The organism is Emticicia sp. C21 (assembly GCF_003418935.1).
Taxonomy (GTDB): domain Bacteria; phylum Bacteroidota; class Bacteroidia; order Cytophagales; family Spirosomataceae; genus Emticicia.
Map to the genome: position 1 here is coordinate 264,554 of NZ_QVMT01000003.1, position 18,430 is coordinate 282,983.

Genomic DNA, 18,430 nt, shown 5'->3' on the forward strand with positions numbered 1-18,430 from the left:
TTAAGCAGTCATTTTATGGCTGCTTAACTTTTTTATTCCCCTTTCAAATCATTGAGCATTCTGATATACAAATCTTCTACTTTCTTTCTGGCCCAGGGCGTTTTGCGTAGAAACGTAAGGCTTGATTTGATGCTGGGATTATTGGCAAAACAATTAATACGCACATGGTATTCCATCTGTTCCCAGCCATGATAGGCCACCAGTTCGTTCAGAATCATTTCAAGGGTTTTGCCATGAAGCGGATTATTGGGTTGTTCCTGACTCATTTTTTGCCTTTGGTTTTACTTTTCTTGCGTTTCATTTCTTCAAACTGCTCGGCTTCTTTCAGTAAAGCTTTTAAATCAGAGCTGGTTGTATCCTTCGAGAAGTCGATGGTAGCGGCATAATCCAGTTTATCCAATCCTATTACCTGAACAGGTTTATTCAGATATGCTTCTATCTCGGTCAGCATAGGTTTTTCTTCGGTGCTGCAAAATGAAATGGCATTGCCTTTTTGTGTACCTCTGCCCGTACGACCAACCCTGTGCACATAATTTTCGGGTACATCAGGCAAATCATAATTGACTACATAATCTACATTGGCAATGTCAATACCTCTGGCGCTCACATCGGTAGCAATCAATAACTTAGTCTCACCTGTTCTGAATTTATTCAATACTACCAATCGGTCTTGTTGTTCTTTATCCCCATGCAGCGTTTCGGCGGCTATGTTTACACGCTCCATCGCTGCTTTTACTCTTTCGGCACGAACCTTAGTACGTACAAAAACGAGAATTTTGTTTTCCGGATGCTCGTTTACCAGACGTTCCAGAAAGAAACGTTTATCGTCCATCTCTACGTGCATGACTGCATGGTTGATGTTCTTTGCCACTTTATCATTGGGTGAAATCTGTATTCTGATAGCGTTATGCACCAAAGAGTAAGCTAATTTTTTGATTTCTTCGTTGATAGTGGCCGAGAAAAACAAAGTCTGGTGTTTGCGTGGCAAAAACCGTAATACATCCTGAATATCTTTAATAAAGCCTAAATCCAACATATGGTCGGCTTCGTCTAATATCAGAATTTCTGTATGATTCAATTTCAGATGTCCCTGACTTACCAGGTCAAACATACGTCCGGGAGTAGCTACCAATACATCAATGCCTTTTTCCAGTTTCAGAATCTGTGGGTCTTGTTCAACCCCACCAAAGAGTGAAAAAGTCTTTACTTTTGTTCCCTGACCCAATTTTTGAAAAACCTCTGTAATCTGAATCGCTAGCTCACGTGTCGGCACCATCACTACGCAACGAATGGCATCAGACCTGGAACTCTTTTTCGCATCATTAATTAAATGAAGCACCGGAATAGCAAAGGCAGCCGTTTTGCCCGTACCCGTCTGCGCAATAGCCAATACATCTTCCCCACGCAGAATGGGCGTGATGGATTTATATTGAATATCTGTCGGACGTTTAAAGCCCAGTTTTTCCAGATTCTGCTTGATTTCCGGCGCTATGCGGTAGTCGTCAAATTTCATTTTTTGTTGCGTTTATCATAGCCTTTGCCAATGCCTCTGAAATGTCCGGTAGCTTTTCCCTGCTGATTAACCTTGAAGTTTGTTTTAGGTTTAGGTGCTTCTTTCTTCTCCGAAATACCTACCTCTAAGGTTCGACCCATTAATTCTGTCCCATTCAGTTCATGAATCGCATTTCTTACGGCATCTTCATCTGGCATATCCACAAAGCCGAAGCCTTTGTTCTGGCGTGTTACTTTATCTTTTACGATTTTTACAGAAGTTACTTCGCCATATTTTTCAAATAAAGCTCTTAAATCTTTTTCTTTTAGTTTGAAAGGAATACTCCCCACAAAAATGTCCATTGCCTTGGTATCTATGATTGAGATGCAAAATTACGAATTTTATATGATATGTTGGGGTTGGAGAGAAATACTAAAAGATTAGATAAGCAGATGGCTTTATTTCGTATCTGAAAATGAAAAACCATAGAGGAGAAATACAGAAAAACTCCCTCTTTTGATTGGAGGGAGCTTAAGAACAAGAGGGCTATAAAGAGCGAAATCTTATGTAAATAATGAATCTAATGAGTTATTCACCACCATTTCTAATCATAATTCTTGGGCCGGCACCGCCGCCTTGTATACCCATTTCTTTCATATGGTCGTCGCGAATCTTCTTGAATTCTTTATTGCTCACTTTTTTCCCACCTGTAGGTGCTTTTATTTCATTGGTCAACTTTTTCAACTCAATTTTAGAAGCCGTAATAACAGTAGTGCCGTCGTTGAGGTCGGCCTGAAGAATTAAGCCGGGTAATCCCCAGAAACCTTGTGGTCCGGCTGGGCTAATCAATGCTTCGGTATACCAGGCTACTACTTCCTGCTTGGCTTCTTCGTTATAAAAAGTAGCTTTCTTGCAATCGTAACCTGCTATCTTTTTGGTTTCATCCACAAATTTCCACGGATTTGTTTTCAGGGAATCTTCGATACGGAATTTCTTGCCTGCAAAATCGGTAACGGTAATAAATTTAGAGGCTTCGAAATTGCGATATAAATCCATTTGTGGACGAGTGAAACGCATCTGTACATTTCCGCCTCCTACGTTTGTATTCACATCTTCCGGGTCTTCATCAATATTAGTATAGAAAGATTCGGTAGGAGAAAAATAGAGTCGGTTTTTACTGGTTCTGAACTCCGGAACCATGCTTTTCAGGTGTTCCTGTTCTTTGCCCAATCCTTTGTGCATATTTACTTTGAACTCATAATCAATAATGCCTTCCTGGATTTGCGCTACGGCTAACTGGCTGATAATTAAAGCAATAAATAAAAATAACTTTTTCATGAGATGCTGGTTTGAAATGTTTTCAGCAAAAGTAGAGTTCAGGCATCAGTCAGGAGGTTAATCATTATGGAAATAATGTTAATTAAGGTTAAAAAATAGATATGAAACCAAAAATGTCTTTTAATTTTGGTTCATAGAGTAAACCACAGGTGATGATATTTTGTGGTAATAAGTTTATTTAATAGAATACATTGACGACCGGAATAAAAAATAAGACACATTTTCTATTAATATGCGTAAGCCTATTGGTGCTGACGCTGTTTAATGCTTTCTGGCTTCGGCAAAACTATATGGAGCAGAAAAAGAATCTGCAGAAAGATATTTTCAACAGCTTTGAGAAAACGGTATCTACCATGCAGGATTCACTCATTAAACGTCGGGTCGATTCTTCTATAAAAATGGGTAAGGTGGTAGTAACAGCCAGAAAGAGAAGACCCGGGAAGAGGGCTGATACTAATGCGAATGTATCTGCAAATAGAGGTGTATTTATTACCAGAAGATTTTCCGGTTTACCTATTCCTCCCGATAGTTTGAAAGGAAGGACTATGACGGTTTATTCAAGTAAATTTGACTTTATTGATTCAACAGGAAAAGATCTGTTAGCAAAAATGATACAATCAATAAGAGTAGATTCTAACCGAAATCATATCAGGATTCAGTTAAAAGAAGATAGTAATACACATGTAGAGGGGCAGCCCAAGCGACCCCGGCAAATCATGTTAGTTTCAGATATGCGCATGGGTGAAGTTGCAAAGGAAGATAGAAAAGAATTTAATCATTTGTATATAAGGCCCGGAAGAAAGCGTAAAGATACCCTGCAGAATATTGTTATTAATCTGGTAGCTGACACACTTAAACCGAAAGAACTCAAGCAGAAATACGCCGCCAGATTATTGAAACAACAGATTACTATTCCGTTTGAGGTAGCAGTAAAAAAAGGCCGGCAGAAAGATACGTCTGATGCACCTGCCAGGCTAAAGGCACACGTACAGTTCGATGGCATTGCGTATCAGGCTAAATTTCAGGAGCCTGATTGGTTCCTGATCAGAAGAATTTTTCCTCAGATACTTTTTTCGCTCTTTCTGATTACAATCACGAGTCTTTCATTCTGGCTGATTTACAGGAATCTGCAACAACAAAGGAGGCTTACAGCCTTGAAGAATGATTTTGTAAGCAATATTACGCATGAATTGAAAACACCAATATCAACGGTAAGTGTGGCTATTGAAGCATTAAGTAGTTTCAATGTATTGCAGAACCCTACACAAACGAAAGAGTATCTGGAAATCTCAAAAAATGAATTGAACCGACTCTCAATATTGGTCGATAAGGTTTTGAAAATGAGTGTTTTTGAGCAAAAGGAATTGGTGTTGAATAATGATAGTATCAATTTCAGGAGTCTGGTTGAAAGTGTATTGGCAACCATGAAGCTACAATTTGAAAAATGCCAGGCCAATGTCAACTTCGATTTATTCGGCAAAACCTTTACCATCATAGGAGACTCTATTCATTTGACGAATGTTGTGTATAACCTTCTTGAGAATGCATTGAAATACAGCAAGGAACCCAATATCAATGTGGTGTTGCAGGAGAATGAAGAGAATCTGCAATTAAGCATTGAAGATAACGGTATGGGCATTGAAGAGGAATTTCTACCAAAAATCTTTGATAAGTTTTTCAGAGTACCTACCGGAAATGTGCATAATATTAAGGGTTATGGTTTGGGACTCAGCTATGTAAAAAATGTAATTGAATGCCACAAAGGCACGATAGAAGTAAATAGCAAGGTAGGAGAGGGTAGTACATTTATTATGCGATTGCCTTTGATGGGGTAAGGCGCTATTCGTAGGGACGATTTAGAAAATTGTGATACATAAAATGACAAAGATATTATACGTAGAAGACGAGCCTTTTTTGGGTAAAATAGTGAAAGAAAGCCTTGAAACCAGAAATTTTGAGGTAAGAATGGTAGCAGATGGCAATCTGGTACTGAAAGCTTATGAGCAATTCAAACCGGATATTTGTGTGCTGGATGTGATGCTACCCAATAAAGACGGCTATACTTTAGGCAATGAAATCAGGCAATTGAGACCTTATCTGCCTATTATCTTCCTGACAGCTAAAACCCAGACTGACGATGTACTGAAAGGCTTCCAATCAGGTGGGAATGATTATATCCGTAAGCCTTTTAGTATGGAAGAGTTGATTGTGAGAATCAATAATTTGTTATTGCTTTCCAATAGCAAAGGTATGACTCCAACAGGTAGTATTCAATTGGGTAAATATGAATTCCTACCTCAGAAATATGAGTTGAGATTGAATGATAATTGCCGGAAACTCTCGCACCGTGAAACCGAATTATTGAAGATTTTTACTGAAAACAGAAACTTTACTGTGAACCGTAAAGAGATATTGATGAAAATATGGGGAGATGATTCTTTTTTTAATTCACGTAATCTGGATGTATACATTACCAAATTACGTGATTATCTGAAAGAGGATGAAACTCTGGAGTTGATGACGATTAAGGGGGTTGGCTATCATTTTACAACGCCAACGGCTTAGTACTAAAATTCCCCTTTAGGGACGGTCCGCCGCGCGGCAAGGGGTGCATTTATACCTCAATCATCTTTCAATACATATCCCATACCTGTTTTGGTATGAATCAGCTTTGGCTCGAAGTCTTTGTCTATTTTCTTGCGTAAGAAATTGATATATACCTCAATCACGTTCAGGCTGTTTTCGGCATTATTGCCTTCCCATATCTTCTCGGCAATTTCAGCTTTTGAAACAACCTTTCCTTTATTTCTAATCAGATATTCTAATAAAGAAAATTCTTTAGGAGTCAGTTCTATTTTAGTGCCCTGACGCGTAGCTATCTTGCTTTCGAGATTGATTTCCAAATCGGCAATTCTTAAGAAACTAGAAGCATTAGGCTCGTTTTCGGCATAGGCTCTTTTCAGAAACACATTCACACGTGCCAGTAACTCCCGGTATTCAAAAGGTTTTACAATATAATCGTCTGCCCCTTTTTCGAAGCCCAGAATCTTATCGTCAGTTTCCCCTAGAGCAGTCAGCATGATAATGGGTATCTGATTATCTTTCTCACGGATTTTGGCACATACCTCATAGCCATTCATGACAGGCAAATTGACATCCAGAATGATAAGGTCATACTTACCACTCGACGCAAGGCGAAGCCCTATTTGTCCATCAAATGCCACTGAGGTATCAAAATCTTTCTCGGCCAGGCCTTTGCTGATATTTTCAGCTAGACGTTGGTCGTCTTCGACGATGAGAATTCGCTTTTTTTCCATAAGTTTTGAATCATCCACGCTATACTAATGACTAACGCGCAGCCAATGGGGTTAAACCAAAGATAGGCAATCCATTCTTTTTTTAGCATTAACTGCGGAATCCCGATTCCTAAGATAATACCCTGGCTGATAACCGCTGCCCAGAAGGTAGCAGTACCGCCAATGTTTTTGAAATAGAATGCTACCAGAAATACACCTAAAATAATACCATAGAATAAGGAACCTAATACGTTGACAACCTCAATCATATTGCCTAATTCGCTGGCATATTGTGCAACAAATATACAAAAAATACCCCACACAACCGTCGAAACTTTTGAAGCATTCAATTCTGCCTTTTCGGTCGGTGGTGTCTTAGCATACTTCCGGTATACATCTACAACGGTGGTAGCAGCCAAAGAATTGTAAGCAGAGGCAATAGACCCCATCGATGCCGCAAAAATAACGGCTATTAAAAGACCGATTAAACCATGTGGCAGATAATCTAAAACAAAGCGCAGGAAGACAAAATCTCTATCGTTGGTAGTAGCACCCGGATTGTTTTGCTTGATTAAACTAACCACCTGTGCTTTTACATTTTTGCTCAATGAATCAGACTCTTTCAATGAAGCTTTATAAACCATCAGTTTTTCGTTTTCTGCATCGCCAATATCGCTTAGCAATTGTTGTTTCTTCTTCGATATAACTTCATGTTCTTTTTCAAGCGCCTGCAATTGTGGCGCATATTGACTGGTTCTTAGTTTATCTACTTCTACTTTGTTGAAGAAAACAGGAGAGGTATTGTATTGATAAAATACAAATACCAGAACCCCCACCAACAAAATACCAAACTGCATGGGCACTTTCAGCAAGCCATTCATGACCAAACCTAAACGGCTCTGGTTGGTAGATTCTCCGGTAAGGTAACGCCCTACCTGTGATTGGTCAGTACCGAAATAAGATAATTGCAAAAAGAACCCGCCGATTAGCCCAGACCAGAGATTATAACGGTCTTTGGGATTGAATTCAAAAGAAACCAGATTCATGTGGCCCGATTTACCTGCTATTTTCAAGGCTTTTACCAGACCAATTTCTGCAGGGAGCATCTGAAGGACAATTACGCCTGCCAGAAACATGGCTACCGTTATTACCAGCATCTGTTGCACATGGGTATAAGAAATGGCTTTTGTACCACCTATTACTGTATAGGTAAGCACTAATCCACCCATAATGATATTGGTCCAGACGATATCCCAGCCGAAGATGGTGGAAAGAATAATGGCAGGGGCATAAATAGAAATACCTGTAGACAGGCTGCGTTGCACCAGAAATAAAAAGGCCGTAAAAATGCGCACTTTGCCATCGAAACGCTTTTCCAAATATTCGTAAGCAGTATATACTTTCAATCGATGAAAAATGGGTATGAACGTAATACAGAGTACTATCATGGCTAAAGGTAAACCAAAATAGAACTGTACAAAGCGCATACCATCATCAAAACCTTGTCCTGTTGTAGAAAGAAAGGTGATGGCGCTGGCTTGGGTAGCCATTACCGAAAGGCCTACATGATACCAGGGCAATGATTGGTTGCCTAGTAGGTAGCCGTCAATGTCTTTATCGCGGTGGCTTTTATAGACACCGTATATGATGATGAACAGGAGCGTAACAGTAAGTAAAATCCAGTCGAGGTTGGTCATGCAAAATAGAGGGTGAAAAGGTAGAAAAGGATGATAGTAACAAGCAAAGCTCCGGCAACGAGTATATATACGTTTCGCCAGGTACTTAGAATAGGAGCGTGCTCGCTATACTCTTCTATAGGGGCATCGGTTTTAGGCTTAGTCATAATTATAGGTTATATAGATAATTTAGTGAATGAGTGAATTAGTGATTGAGCGGCCGCCGCTGCGGTGAATATTTTCATTGTAAGGAATTTACTCTTTCACTGATTATCATTTTGTATACCTTTTCAAGGGGCATATCTCTTTCAATATTCTCTATTTTAAAAGGATATTATTTGTGTCTATAGACGAATCTTTTATTTTAGTAGACTCTAAGAGAAATCAAGCATGTTATCTTTTCAGGCAACTCTGAGTCTTCAATGATTTCCTACTTCTTATCCAACACGGCTATCAACTCTTTGGCTCTTGGCATGAGGTTACTTGATGGGTAACCTTGTATAAACTCATTGAGTGCTTGTTGATAAACTTCTCTTTGTCCGGTTTTAGCTAATAGCATAATGCGCAACATGGCAAATTTATCTTCAATACTAGTACCTGTATAGGTAATCAGGCCATCTTCTGCCATTTTCAGGGCCGACTGGTAGCTCTCATTACTAAACAAATTGAATGCCTGAGAATATACGACATGCGCTTTTGATTCTGTATCGCTGGTGATGCTCACATTTCCTCTCAATAATTGTCGGGCATAAGTCGATGCCGGGTATTTGCTGAGTAAGGTGGCACGGTAAGGGCTTGTTTCCTGATTATCGGAGGTAAGTGCCAATAAATATAATACCTCGGCCTCGTGCACTGTCTTTGGGAACTTTGACAAGAGGGTTTTAAAAGTAGCTATAGCATTTTCAGGCTCATTGAACTGGAACTTGTATATTTTGCCCAACTGGTAATAAGCTTCTTCCTGCTTACGTTGGGAGGCCACCAGTTTCTCAGGAGTTGATGGAATCTTAGCGTATATTTCCTTTTTCTTGGCTTCTAGTGCTTTGGCTGCAGCATCTTCTTTTTGTTGTTCAACTTCCTGGCGCGTAGCACCGTTTGCCGAGGTAGGTTCATTGCCTGCTACCCCACGCTCTACTTTGAAACTTACCGAACCTGCTTGTTTGTCTTTTCTGCGCCAGTCATCTTCCAGAGGTCTGTTGCCCCACAGCTGTTGGAAATCGCTCTTATTTCTGGCTATTACTACCGGGTCGTAGAGATCCCAACGTTTAAAGGTTTCATCTTTATCAGATAATCGCTGTACGGCTACATTATTGTTTTTCCTGGCTAGCTCCTCGGCTAATTGCTGTGCCTTTTTCGCTTCTTCCTCTTTTTCCAGAATAGCTTTCTCCAGGGCTTTATCTAAAGCGGCCGGATTCATCGCTGCCAGATGTTGTAAACTGTCTTCTAATGTCAAGACTCGTTGGTATTTGACAAAATCGCCCAAAGATAATGCTCTTCTTGAAATACGGTCATAATCCGGTGAGGTCTTTGGCAAGGCCGTAAGCGTACTATCATAATATAAACTTGCCAGATCATATTTCTGGAGTTCGTTATAATTTAATTCGGCTAGCTCCAGGTAAGTGTAAGCATTCTGTGCGCTATTGCCTGTCGAATTTCGTAGAGATGAATTATAATATTCAATGGCTTTCGGAAAGTTTCCTCTTTTGGCTTCCAGATTACCCATTGTGTAGTAAATCTTATCTTTCAGGTCAGTATTTTTGCGGTCGAGCAACATCTTCTTGAAATTCTCCTGTACGCCCGCAGTGCTTCCTCTGCGCACAACCGCTTCATCAAGCAGGGCATTCATTTTAGAGTAGAATTCCATATCATAATTCGGACGATTCTTCGAAACAGCCAGATAATGTGGCAATGCCTTTGCCGATTGGTCGATAATATCGTACATCTGTGCTGTGGCATAATGCACGCGAGCTTTCTGCTCACTTTTCGACATTAGTTTAAGTGCTTCTTCTGCAATGGCTGCCGAGGTAGCAAATTCGCCTCTTCTTTGGTGCAGATAAGCTTTAGTCAGATAAAAATCACGGGTATTAAATTTGTTCAGGTCAAGTGTTCTGATTACTTCTGATACTTTGAGTGCCGTTTCGTAGTCTTTTTGCTCGGTGTAGGAGCGCATCAGCCAGATTAAGGCCATGTGTCGGCCGGTTTCGTCTTTGGTAGTGGTATTTACGTATTTGAATACCTCAATGGCATTCAATAAATCGCCTTTCATCAGACGGGCTTTGCCTAAGAGAATATAGGCTTCGGCTAAATATTTTGAGTTGGAATGTCTTTCGGCGATAAGTGATGTTTTCTCGATAATCTCTTTCAGATTAGCAGCTACTGCCTGGGCTTTGGTAGAATCCATCGGCAGAAGGATAGGCATGAGGGCACTATAATTTTCTTCACGGGTTTTAAATAACTCCTTTTCTGCCTCTTTCATGTTTTCACGAGAGATAATCAAAGAGTTAAAAAGGGCATTCGTGTTATGCCAAGCCTTACTCGTTGGCGAATTACTAAACTGCGAACACCCGGCCGTAATAACTAAAAACCCTATAATGATGGATAGTTTCTGCACTTCTGAATAGGTTTTGGGGTAATACATTTAAATCGACATGAGTCAATATCCCACCTTTAAACGTTTATACGCCTGAAAAATTATCTAATTTAATGCCAAAAATAGCAAATGATTTGATGTGATGGTGTTTATTTTATTATTTGGTGAAGGAAATGTTGTTTTCGTGAATTGTAATTATTAAGAAGAAAAAGGTTGAATACAATAATATACCAGCCTGATTAACCAAAGGTATTCTAAGCATGTGTAATCTGTTCTCTTAACAAATTCTAATAATTTTAGTTAGGTATATATTATATTTACCTCATGGATTTTTTTTCTAAGATGGAGATACTATCGTTTACTAAGCGTTTTCAGATAAAACAGCTCTTCAGCAATGTGCAGCCTTTGTATGCAGAGCATCCATGGTTTTCAGCCATATAAATACACGATGGAGCTAATAGAAAATAAAGACCTGCTACAAACTGTTTTTGACTCTGCCCCTAACGGCATTGCCGTTATGCGATCTGTTTACAATGAAAAAGGTAGGGTAGAAGACTTCTCTATTCTGCTTTTCAATGCCTATACCTTTAACTGGATTGGTGAGACAGATTATAAAGGAAAGCGATATGGCGATGTTTTTCCGATGGTAAAAGAAACCGGTATTCTGGAGAAATTTATCGAAGTTGCTGAAACAGGAGTAAGTGCCAATTTTGAACGCTGGTATACCGGAGAAGGAATGAATCACTGGTTTCGTTTTACAGCTGTTAAACATGCTGAATTACTGGTCGTAACCACAGAGGACATAACCGAACGTAAACAAGCAGAAATAGCTTTGCAAAAAGCACTTGACGCTGCAGAAAAACAAAAACGACTCTACGATTCTATCATTAATACCACACCTGATCTGGTGTATGTATTTGACCCGACTTATCGGTTCACTTATGCCAATAAAGCGTTGCTTAATATGTGGGGTAAAACAGCCGAAGAAGCTATTGGCAAAGGCTTGCGCGACAATGGTTATGAGGAGTGGCATGCACTCATGCACGAGCGCGAAATTGATGAGGTATTAGCTTCCAATAAAACCATCAGAGGAACTGTATCTTTCCCTCATGCCGAATTAGGTAGCCGCGTTTATGATTACATTTTTGGCCCGGTATTTAATGAAAAAGGTGAAGTGGAAGTGATTGCAGGAACTACCCGCGATATTACCGAATTAAAGCACGCCGAAGAAAATCTGAAGCAAAGTGAGGCCCGCTTCCGCAATATGATTGAACAGGCGCCTGTGGCTATTTTACTTTCAAGAGGAGAAGAACTAATGAGTGAAAGTGTAAATGAGCCTATGGTAAAGTTTATGAATAAGAGCTCAGCAGACGAAATAATTGGTAAAACATTGGTTGAGGCTTTGCCAGAACTGAAAGACCAACCTGTGCTTCAGATAGTTTTAGACGTACAAAAAACGGGCATTCCCTTTCGGGGCGACGAACAACCTGTGGACTTTCTGATTGATGGTAAATTAGAAAGACGCTATTTTAATCTTTCTTATGATGTTATTAAAGAACCGGGTAAAAGTAACGCAGTAATGCATATAGCTGCCGATGTGACAGAACAGGTATTAGCGAGAAAAAAAATAGAAGAAAGCGAAAATCGCTATAAAACCTTGTCTGAAACCTTAGAGCAGCAAGTCAATGACCGCACTAAAGAATTGCAACGCTCTAACGAAGACCTTCAGCAGTTTGCTCATGTGGCCTCTCACGATTTAAAAGAGCCTGTAAGAAAAATAAAAACATTTACCAACAGATTAGAAGACCACCTTAAAGACCCATTGGACGAGACCGCCGCACGGTTTATTGAGAGAATTCATGTGGCTGCAGACCGCATGAAAACTATGATTGATGGGGTACTTACGTATTCGACGATCAATGAAAACATGCAAAAATCTGAATGGGTTAATCTGAATGAAGTAATAAAGAACATTGAAACTGATCTGGAGGTTGCTTTGCAAAAAACAGGGGGAGCAATTTTTTATCATACTCTCCCGACGGTAGAAGGAGCTTCGGTACTACTTTACCAACTTTTCTATAATCTTATCAATAATTCCATCAAATTTGCCAGAGAGGGTATACTACCAAAAATCACTATTTCATCAGAACTTATGATTGAGGATAATAGAAATTTTGCCCGTATAATGTTGAGGGACAACGGTATAGGTTTTGAGCCTGATCAGGCGGGGCAGATATTTGAAACGTTTACCCGTCTTAATTCAAAAGATAAATATGAGGGTACTGGTTTGGGTTTGTCTCTTTGTAAAAAAATAGTGGAACGGCACGATGGGAGTATCATTGCAAACGGCACACCGGGCGAAGGAGCTACTTTTATAATTAAACTTCCTTTCCAACAAAAAGAGACACGCACATAACGATGAATTATAAAGTTATTTTACTGGCTGATGATGACAGTGATGATACTGAAATGTTTTGTGAGGCTCTGGAAATTATAGATACCAGTATCGTTTTTCATTGTGCTGTTAACGGTAGTGAAGCACTAAAGAAACTTGATGGATTGGAAGACAAGCCACAACTTATTTTTCTGGATTTGAACATGCCTGTCATGAATGGCTGGCAATGCCTGAAACTATTGAAAGAGAACGAACACTATAAGAACATACCTGTTATTATGATTTCCACCTCTTCGCACCAAAAGGAAATGGATATGGCAGCTAAAATGGGAGCCTTTTGTTATTTTGTTAAACCGAGTGATTTCAATGAATTAACTCAGTTGTTGCGGGTAGTTGTGTCAAATCCTGAAACAGGATTGCAGGAGGCAGTTCAGAATTTACAAACAGGGGGTTCTCAATATATTTATTTTTGTAGTGATAACGACTCAAAGCTATAAGTGGTTGGGTTAATGATAAAAAGCAATTGATGATGTCTATCTTTATTTTATTATCTGACAGAAGATATATATTTAGAACGATTTTGTAACTAGTTCAATCGAAAAATAAGCAATGCAACAGAATTCAGTAATCTGCTAAGTGTCTATAAAAAGAAATATTTAAGCGTAGTTGTGTATTAAAGAAAACTGCTAAATGAAAATCAGATAAGGCAACATTATAAATGTTACTTTTATTAATATTCTTCTTTTTCACTCATAACAGCTTTATACAACGAAGCAAATGAAGCTTTTATCCAGATGACAGCCGGGAATACCCCTACAATAAGCGCTAAAAGTCCTAAGAAAAATATAAAAATAGACGTAATAACCAAGAGGAAGATTTCCCAGCCATACCCTTTTGTTAGTTTCCAACTTGTTTCTATGGCAGCAATAGGGTCTAATTTTTTGTCCATAACCAGATACGAAACAAATGCAAGCCTGCATGCAATGATGATGCCTGGTATAATCAAGGCTATCATACCGATTCCTATTAAAGAAACAACCAATAAATTGACTAATACGATATTGAGGTAGTTATTAAAACCTATAAAAATATCTTTCAATTCAATTTTTCTGTCATAAACTGCCTGAACAAACAAATAGTTAGCACCATACTTGATAATCGGCACAAAAAGAAATAAGTAAGCCAGACCTAAAATCTCTAAAAATACTTTTTCTGAAGTATGCATATCTGTGCTTGTCTTCAGAATTTTTAATGGTGGGTCAAAAATTGAGGCTATTATTACGACAAATAATAATGGCAGAAAATATTGTTTCATTTTAGCCCAACCATTTGAAAGAGAGGTACCTGCACCTGGCAGAATCGATGGATTGTTTTCCATATGTATTATATTTAAATCAATGCCCAAATGTAGAGCAGGAATTAAATCTATAATAGCTACCAAAGTAGGAATTTGAAAAAACACTACTTTAGTATTGATAAGATATTTTAGATACCTAATACTTTTATCAGAATTATCAGCTATTGGTTTATGGAAATCAGAATGATTTTTGTCTGGGTGTGTTTTATCTTCTGCTTAGGATTAACTACAGGAGGGATTCTTGTTTTATTTAGAGATATTAAATCGGGGAAACTCCCTTCATTCAGATATTTACAATATTATTTAATACTGATTTATACCTTTGGATTTTATGCTCTTTGGAGTAAAGTATTCTTTCTGATTTTCTTTAGTTCAACTACTACACCCGAAGAAAACAAAATAGTAACTAACTTTCTGATAGTCCTCGGGATACCTTTTCTGGTGACAGGAAAATTAATGCTTGTCTGGTGGAGCATGACTCTTTTGAAAAAAGCACCTGATATTGTATTTAAGGCTGCTGCTTTTATGATTATTTTTCTGATAATATTGCTTTATATAAGCATTAACCGTTTTGCTGTTTTATCAAATATGGGGCAGATATATGGAGTTTTTGTGATGACTATAAGTGTCTTTATTATCAGTATCTTACTATTTTCTGAAGTAAACTATTTAGCAAAAAAGCAGAAACAGATTTTCATTCTTTTAGTCTTATGGGCTGGACTTATTTATGTCCTCGTATTTCTTGAGAACCATAATCAGGCGATTATAGAGCTGATTTTTATCTTTTTATTCTTTCTGACCAATACTGCCCTTGCTATTTATTTTACGTATGCTGTAAAATTGGTTTCTGAGGTCGAAGAAACTCCTGTAACTATGTCATTCGATACATTTATAGAAAAGTATACTATTACCCCTCGAGAAGCAGAAATAGTACAATTCATTTATCAAGGTAAAACTAACCAGGAGATTGCAGATAAATTATTTGTAACGGTACAAACTATCAAAGACCATACACATCGTATTTATCAAAAAACAGAGGTAAAATCAAGAGCACAACTAACCTCGCTGTTGCAAAAGTTTTATAAATGACGACTTTAAAAATAATTTCTTCTCACATCACCTGCGAAAGCTTTTCTTCCCATTCTCTTAGGGTACATTCATAACCCAAATCAAACATTTCTTTGGCTTTTGACATATTCAGGCCATCGTAGCGATAAATTTCTGCTGGTTCAATAGCCAAATGGCAGCGTCTTAGCTTTTCACCTGAATTATTTCTGATAGAAAGAAAAAGGCTTTTCATCAACACATCCTTAAAAGAGTTGATAGCCATATTGTTATTAACAGGCATGATATTGACACCAATGATAAAATCACAGCATTCTTCTAATGGTCCTATGGGTAGATTATCAACTATTCCTCCATCAATCAAAGTTCTTCCCTGAAAACGGATAGGCTCGAAGATACCCGGCAGGCAGCAAGAAGCTAAAATGGGTTTGATTAACTCACCCTCTTTAAAATAAACAGCCTCACCTCGTTCAAGGTCGGTAGCACAGATAGTCAGAGGCATTCTGAGCTGTTCAAAAGAATTATGCGGAATGTATTTCAGAAATAGATTTTCTAATTTTTCGAGTTTGAATAAGCCAAACCGATTGAATGCAAATTTTATATGGCTGAAAATGCCTGCCGAGGCAATGGCTTCGAAGATGTAGTCAGGAGTATAACCGGCAGCTATCATGGCACCTACTATCGAGCCTGCGCTAGTGCCCGTAATCATATCCGGTTTTAAACCAACTTCTTCTAATGCCTTGATGACACCTAAGTGAGCAAACCCTCTGCTACCTCCCCCTGAAAGTGCTAATCCTATTTTCATGCAGTTTCTGAATTTATAAAAATAAAATACGCTTACACCTTTTCTACCTGTAAAACATTTACAGATTGAACAAATCTGCTACCCGATACCCTTTTTCTGTCAGATGGATATGTGCTGCATCATACACCGGGTCATGGTCGAAAATGATGGTCCAGTTGTTATCGACAACCTGTTTTAATAAAGCCTCTTTTTCACTCATGGTCTGCAAGGGGCGTATATCATAGCCCATCACATAAGGCACAGGTACATGTGCGTGAGACGGAATAGTGTCAGCAATAAATAAATACGTTTTTTCTCCTTGTTTTATTTTAGGCATAATCATCTTTTCTGTATGCCCGTTAGCATATAATAACTCAATTGAGTCTCCAAAAGTTTTGGCTTCTTTATCTACAAAATGCAAAGCCCCGGTTTCCTGCATAGGCAAAATGTTTTCTTTCAGAAAAGTAGCCTTTTCCCGTGGGTTCGGATGTATGGCCGATTCCCAATGCGCAGAGTGTGCCCAGTATCTGGCATTCGGGAAGGTCAACTCCAGGCGGTCTTTGGCTGTATTCCATTTCACGCTCCCACCGCAATGGTCGAAATGCAGGTGTGTGCAGAGCACATCTGTCACTTCATTGGGTGAGTATCCGGCTTTTTTTATTGACTGAATCAGGTCGCCGTCTCCATGTCTGAAATAATAGCCCATCCATTTGGCATCCTGTTTATCGCCCATGCCGCTGTCAATCAATATCAGTTGCGAGCCTGTATTTACCAGTAGGCAACGCATTTTCCAGCTACACAAATTATTTTCATCAGCAGGTATTTGCTTTTGCCAGATGGTCTTGGGCACTACACCAAACATGGCTCCGCCATCTAATCTGAAATGTCCTGCGTCAATAACATGAATTTGCATATTCTTTATTAAATTTGAGATGAAATCTTCGTTGTAAGAATATCAGGCACGTGATAAAGGCCCAAATATCAACCCAAATATGCGAATACGTACCAAGATAGCCATACAATTTACGATAATAATCGCTTGTATTCTGATTATATTCTCGCTGGCCGTCTATTATACTTCCGAAAACTTCAGAAAACAGGAGTTCTACAACCGGCTCCACGATAGAGGAATCCTGACTGCGCAGCTACTGAAAGAGTTAAAAATCACAGAAAGAGACAAGAAAAAACTACGTGATGCCAATAAGACTATTCTGGGAAAACTGAATGTAGAAAGAGTGTTGATGTTTAATGACAAAGACGAGTTGGTTTATGCCAGTTATGAGGCTGAATCTTTCTTATACAGTCCGGCTTTTTTGAAGCGGGTAAGACAACAAAAATATATTGAAACCAGTGATTGGGACAATCAGGTTACTGGGTCTTTGTATACTGATGAAAACGGTAAATCTTATGTAGTGGTGGCTGAAGCAACCGATATTTATGGAAAAGAAAAACTCCAGAACGTCAGGGATACGCTGATTATCAGCTTTGTGATTGGTATTATGCTTACGGTTATTCTAGGAGTTATTTTTGCCGGACAATCGCTCAAACCCATTGCCGAAATCAATGAGGAGATTACTAATATAACGGCCTATAACCTGAAACAAAAGCTGAATGTAGGTAATAATAAAGACGAAATAGCCCAACTGGCTAATAACTTTAATAATATGCTGGAGCGGCTTGAAACCTCGTTTGAACTACAGAAAAGTTTCGTTTCTAATGCTTCTCATGAATTGCGTACGCCACTGGCTGCCCTGAAATCGGAGATTCAGATTGCTTTGGAGAACGAACGGACGACGGATGAATATAAAAGCACACTGAAATCATTATTGACTGATACCCAACGCCTGATACAGCTGACCAACGGTTTGTTGCAACTGGCTAAATCAGAGAATCAGGAAAACAATATGACCTTGAAACCTACGCGTATTGATGAGATACTGTTTAAAGCACAGGAGGAAATATTAGGACTGAATGCTGATTTTAAGATTGACGTAGATTTTGACGATATACCCGATGATGACGAATGGGTAACAGTCAATGGTAACGAGGCATTGTTGCTCACAGTCTTTACCAATTTACTGGATAATGCCTGTAAATACTCGGCAGAACACCAGGCGGAGGTAAAAATACGTTTTAATGAAAAACAATGTGTGGTTGCTGTAAAAGATCATGGAATCGGGATTCCGGAAAGCGAGCAAAGCAAGATTTTTGAGCCGTTTTATCGGACTCAGAATGCCTCGCCTTATCGTGGACATGGAATTGGCTTGTCGGTGTGCCGCAGAATAATTGATATTCATCAGGGCAAAATTGAAGTACAGAGCGAAGTAGGAAAAGGAAGCGTGTTTACGGTAACATTGCCACACTTATAGGCGATGTTTTTGGAAATGTGTGGAGGGTATAAAATCTAGGCTGAAATAGTTTGCGACCCTCAGAATTAATT

The 18,430-nt window shown here is 38.9% G+C and carries 17 protein-coding genes; 6 read left to right on the top strand and 11 right to left on the bottom strand.

Going from position 1 to position 18,430, the window contains the following annotated elements; translation table 11 throughout:
• Nucleotides 1-32: 32 nt before the first annotated feature.
• The 4 genes from D0T08_RS08760 to D0T08_RS08775 form a co-directional block, all read right to left on the bottom strand.
• Entirely contained in the window at nucleotides 33-266 is a 234-nt protein-coding gene (locus tag D0T08_RS08760; protein WP_116982243.1) for a VF530 family DNA-binding protein, read from the bottom strand.
• Nucleotides 263-1,513 (bottom strand): DEAD/DEAH box helicase, encoded by a 1,251-nt coding sequence (locus D0T08_RS08765; RefSeq protein WP_116982244.1) that lies wholly within the window; start codon nucleotides 1,511-1,513, stop codon nucleotides 263-265. The genes D0T08_RS08760 and D0T08_RS08765 overlap by 4 nt, the downstream gene beginning before the upstream one ends.
• Nucleotides 1,510-1,854 (bottom strand): RNA-binding protein, encoded by a 345-nt coding sequence (locus tag D0T08_RS08770; protein WP_116982245.1) that lies wholly within the window; start codon nucleotides 1,852-1,854, stop codon nucleotides 1,510-1,512. The genes D0T08_RS08765 and D0T08_RS08770 overlap by 4 nt, the downstream gene beginning before the upstream one ends.
• Before the next feature lie 226 nt (nucleotides 1,855-2,080).
• Nucleotides 2,081-2,830 carry a GLPGLI family protein gene (locus D0T08_RS08775; protein WP_116982246.1) on the bottom strand — a complete coding sequence of 250 codons (750 nt, stop codon included), beginning with the start codon at nucleotides 2,828-2,830 and terminating at the stop codon, nucleotides 2,081-2,083.
• 290 nt (nucleotides 2,831-3,120) lie between these two features.
• Here D0T08_RS08775 and D0T08_RS08780 point away from each other — a divergent pair, with 290 nt between their 5' ends.
• Together D0T08_RS08780 and D0T08_RS08785 are read left to right on the top strand one after the other, a co-directional pair.
• Complete coding sequence (locus D0T08_RS08780; protein WP_116982247.1) at nucleotides 3,121-4,665, top strand: cell wall metabolism sensor histidine kinase WalK; 1,545 nt, start codon at nucleotides 3,121-3,123, stop codon at nucleotides 4,663-4,665.
• A 43-nt stretch (nucleotides 4,666-4,708) separates the two neighbouring features.
• Entirely contained in the window at nucleotides 4,709-5,395 is a 687-nt protein-coding gene (locus tag D0T08_RS08785) for a response regulator transcription factor (RefSeq protein WP_116982248.1), read from the top strand.
• A gap of 56 nt (nucleotides 5,396-5,451) precedes the next feature.
• On the opposite strand, the gene D0T08_RS08790 is transcribed toward D0T08_RS08785, so the two are convergent.
• From D0T08_RS08790 to D0T08_RS08800, 4 genes are all read right to left on the bottom strand, one after another.
• The gene (locus D0T08_RS08790) at nucleotides 5,452-6,147 is read right to left on the bottom strand and encodes a response regulator transcription factor (protein ID WP_116982249.1); all 696 of its coding nucleotides are present in this window, start codon (nucleotides 6,145-6,147) and stop codon (nucleotides 5,452-5,454) included.
• Nucleotides 6,102-7,823 (bottom strand): sodium:solute symporter, encoded by a 1,722-nt coding sequence (locus D0T08_RS08795; RefSeq protein ID WP_116982250.1) that lies wholly within the window; start codon nucleotides 7,821-7,823, stop codon nucleotides 6,102-6,104. The genes D0T08_RS08790 and D0T08_RS08795 overlap by 46 nt, the downstream gene beginning before the upstream one ends.
• Nucleotides 7,820-7,969: a hypothetical protein gene (locus tag D0T08_RS27775; protein WP_199538140.1), complete on the bottom strand. Its 150-nt coding sequence runs from the start codon at nucleotides 7,967-7,969 to the stop codon at nucleotides 7,820-7,822. The genes D0T08_RS08795 and D0T08_RS27775 overlap by 4 nt, the downstream gene beginning before the upstream one ends.
• Nucleotides 7,970-8,232: 263 nt before the next feature.
• Nucleotides 8,233-10,410, bottom strand: coding sequence for a tetratricopeptide repeat protein (locus tag D0T08_RS08800; RefSeq protein ID WP_158561223.1), 2,178 nt, complete (start codon nucleotides 10,408-10,410; stop codon nucleotides 8,233-8,235).
• Nucleotides 10,411-10,798: 388 nt separating this feature from the next.
• Here D0T08_RS08800 and D0T08_RS08805 point away from each other — a divergent pair, with 388 nt between their 5' ends.
• Nucleotides 10,799-12,805: a PAS domain-containing sensor histidine kinase gene (locus D0T08_RS08805; RefSeq protein WP_229238928.1), complete on the top strand. Its 2,007-nt coding sequence runs from the start codon at nucleotides 10,799-10,801 to the stop codon at nucleotides 12,803-12,805.
• 2 nt (nucleotides 12,806-12,807) lie between these two features.
• Nucleotides 12,808-13,281 (top strand): response regulator, encoded by a 474-nt coding sequence (locus D0T08_RS08810; RefSeq protein ID WP_116982253.1) that lies wholly within the window; start codon nucleotides 12,808-12,810, stop codon nucleotides 13,279-13,281.
• 233 nt (nucleotides 13,282-13,514) lie between these two features.
• Here the strand turns inward: D0T08_RS08810 and D0T08_RS08815 are convergent, their stop codons facing one another.
• Nucleotides 13,515-14,162, bottom strand: a complete 648-nt coding sequence (locus D0T08_RS08815) for a DUF975 family protein (RefSeq protein WP_116982254.1) — start codon at nucleotides 14,160-14,162, stop codon at nucleotides 13,515-13,517.
• A gap of 150 nt (nucleotides 14,163-14,312) precedes the next feature.
• Between D0T08_RS08815 and D0T08_RS08820 the strand changes: the two genes are divergently transcribed.
• Complete coding sequence (locus tag D0T08_RS08820) at nucleotides 14,313-15,230, top strand: helix-turn-helix transcriptional regulator (RefSeq protein WP_116982255.1); 918 nt, start codon at nucleotides 14,313-14,315, stop codon at nucleotides 15,228-15,230.
• 22 nt (nucleotides 15,231-15,252) lie between these two features.
• Here the strand turns inward: D0T08_RS08820 and D0T08_RS08825 are convergent, their stop codons facing one another.
• Complete coding sequence (locus tag D0T08_RS08825) at nucleotides 15,253-16,011, bottom strand: patatin-like phospholipase family protein (RefSeq protein WP_116982256.1); 759 nt, start codon at nucleotides 16,009-16,011, stop codon at nucleotides 15,253-15,255.
• A gap of 58 nt (nucleotides 16,012-16,069) precedes the next feature.
• Nucleotides 16,070-16,903: an MBL fold metallo-hydrolase gene (locus D0T08_RS08830; RefSeq protein WP_116982257.1), complete on the bottom strand. Its 834-nt coding sequence runs from the start codon at nucleotides 16,901-16,903 to the stop codon at nucleotides 16,070-16,072.
• Between the two features lie 79 nt (nucleotides 16,904-16,982).
• On the opposite strand from D0T08_RS08830, the gene D0T08_RS08835 reads away from it, so the two are divergent.
• Nucleotides 16,983-18,359, top strand: a complete 1,377-nt coding sequence (locus D0T08_RS08835) for a cell wall metabolism sensor histidine kinase WalK (protein WP_116982258.1) — start codon at nucleotides 16,983-16,985, stop codon at nucleotides 18,357-18,359.
• Nucleotides 18,360-18,430: the final 71 nt, after the last annotated feature.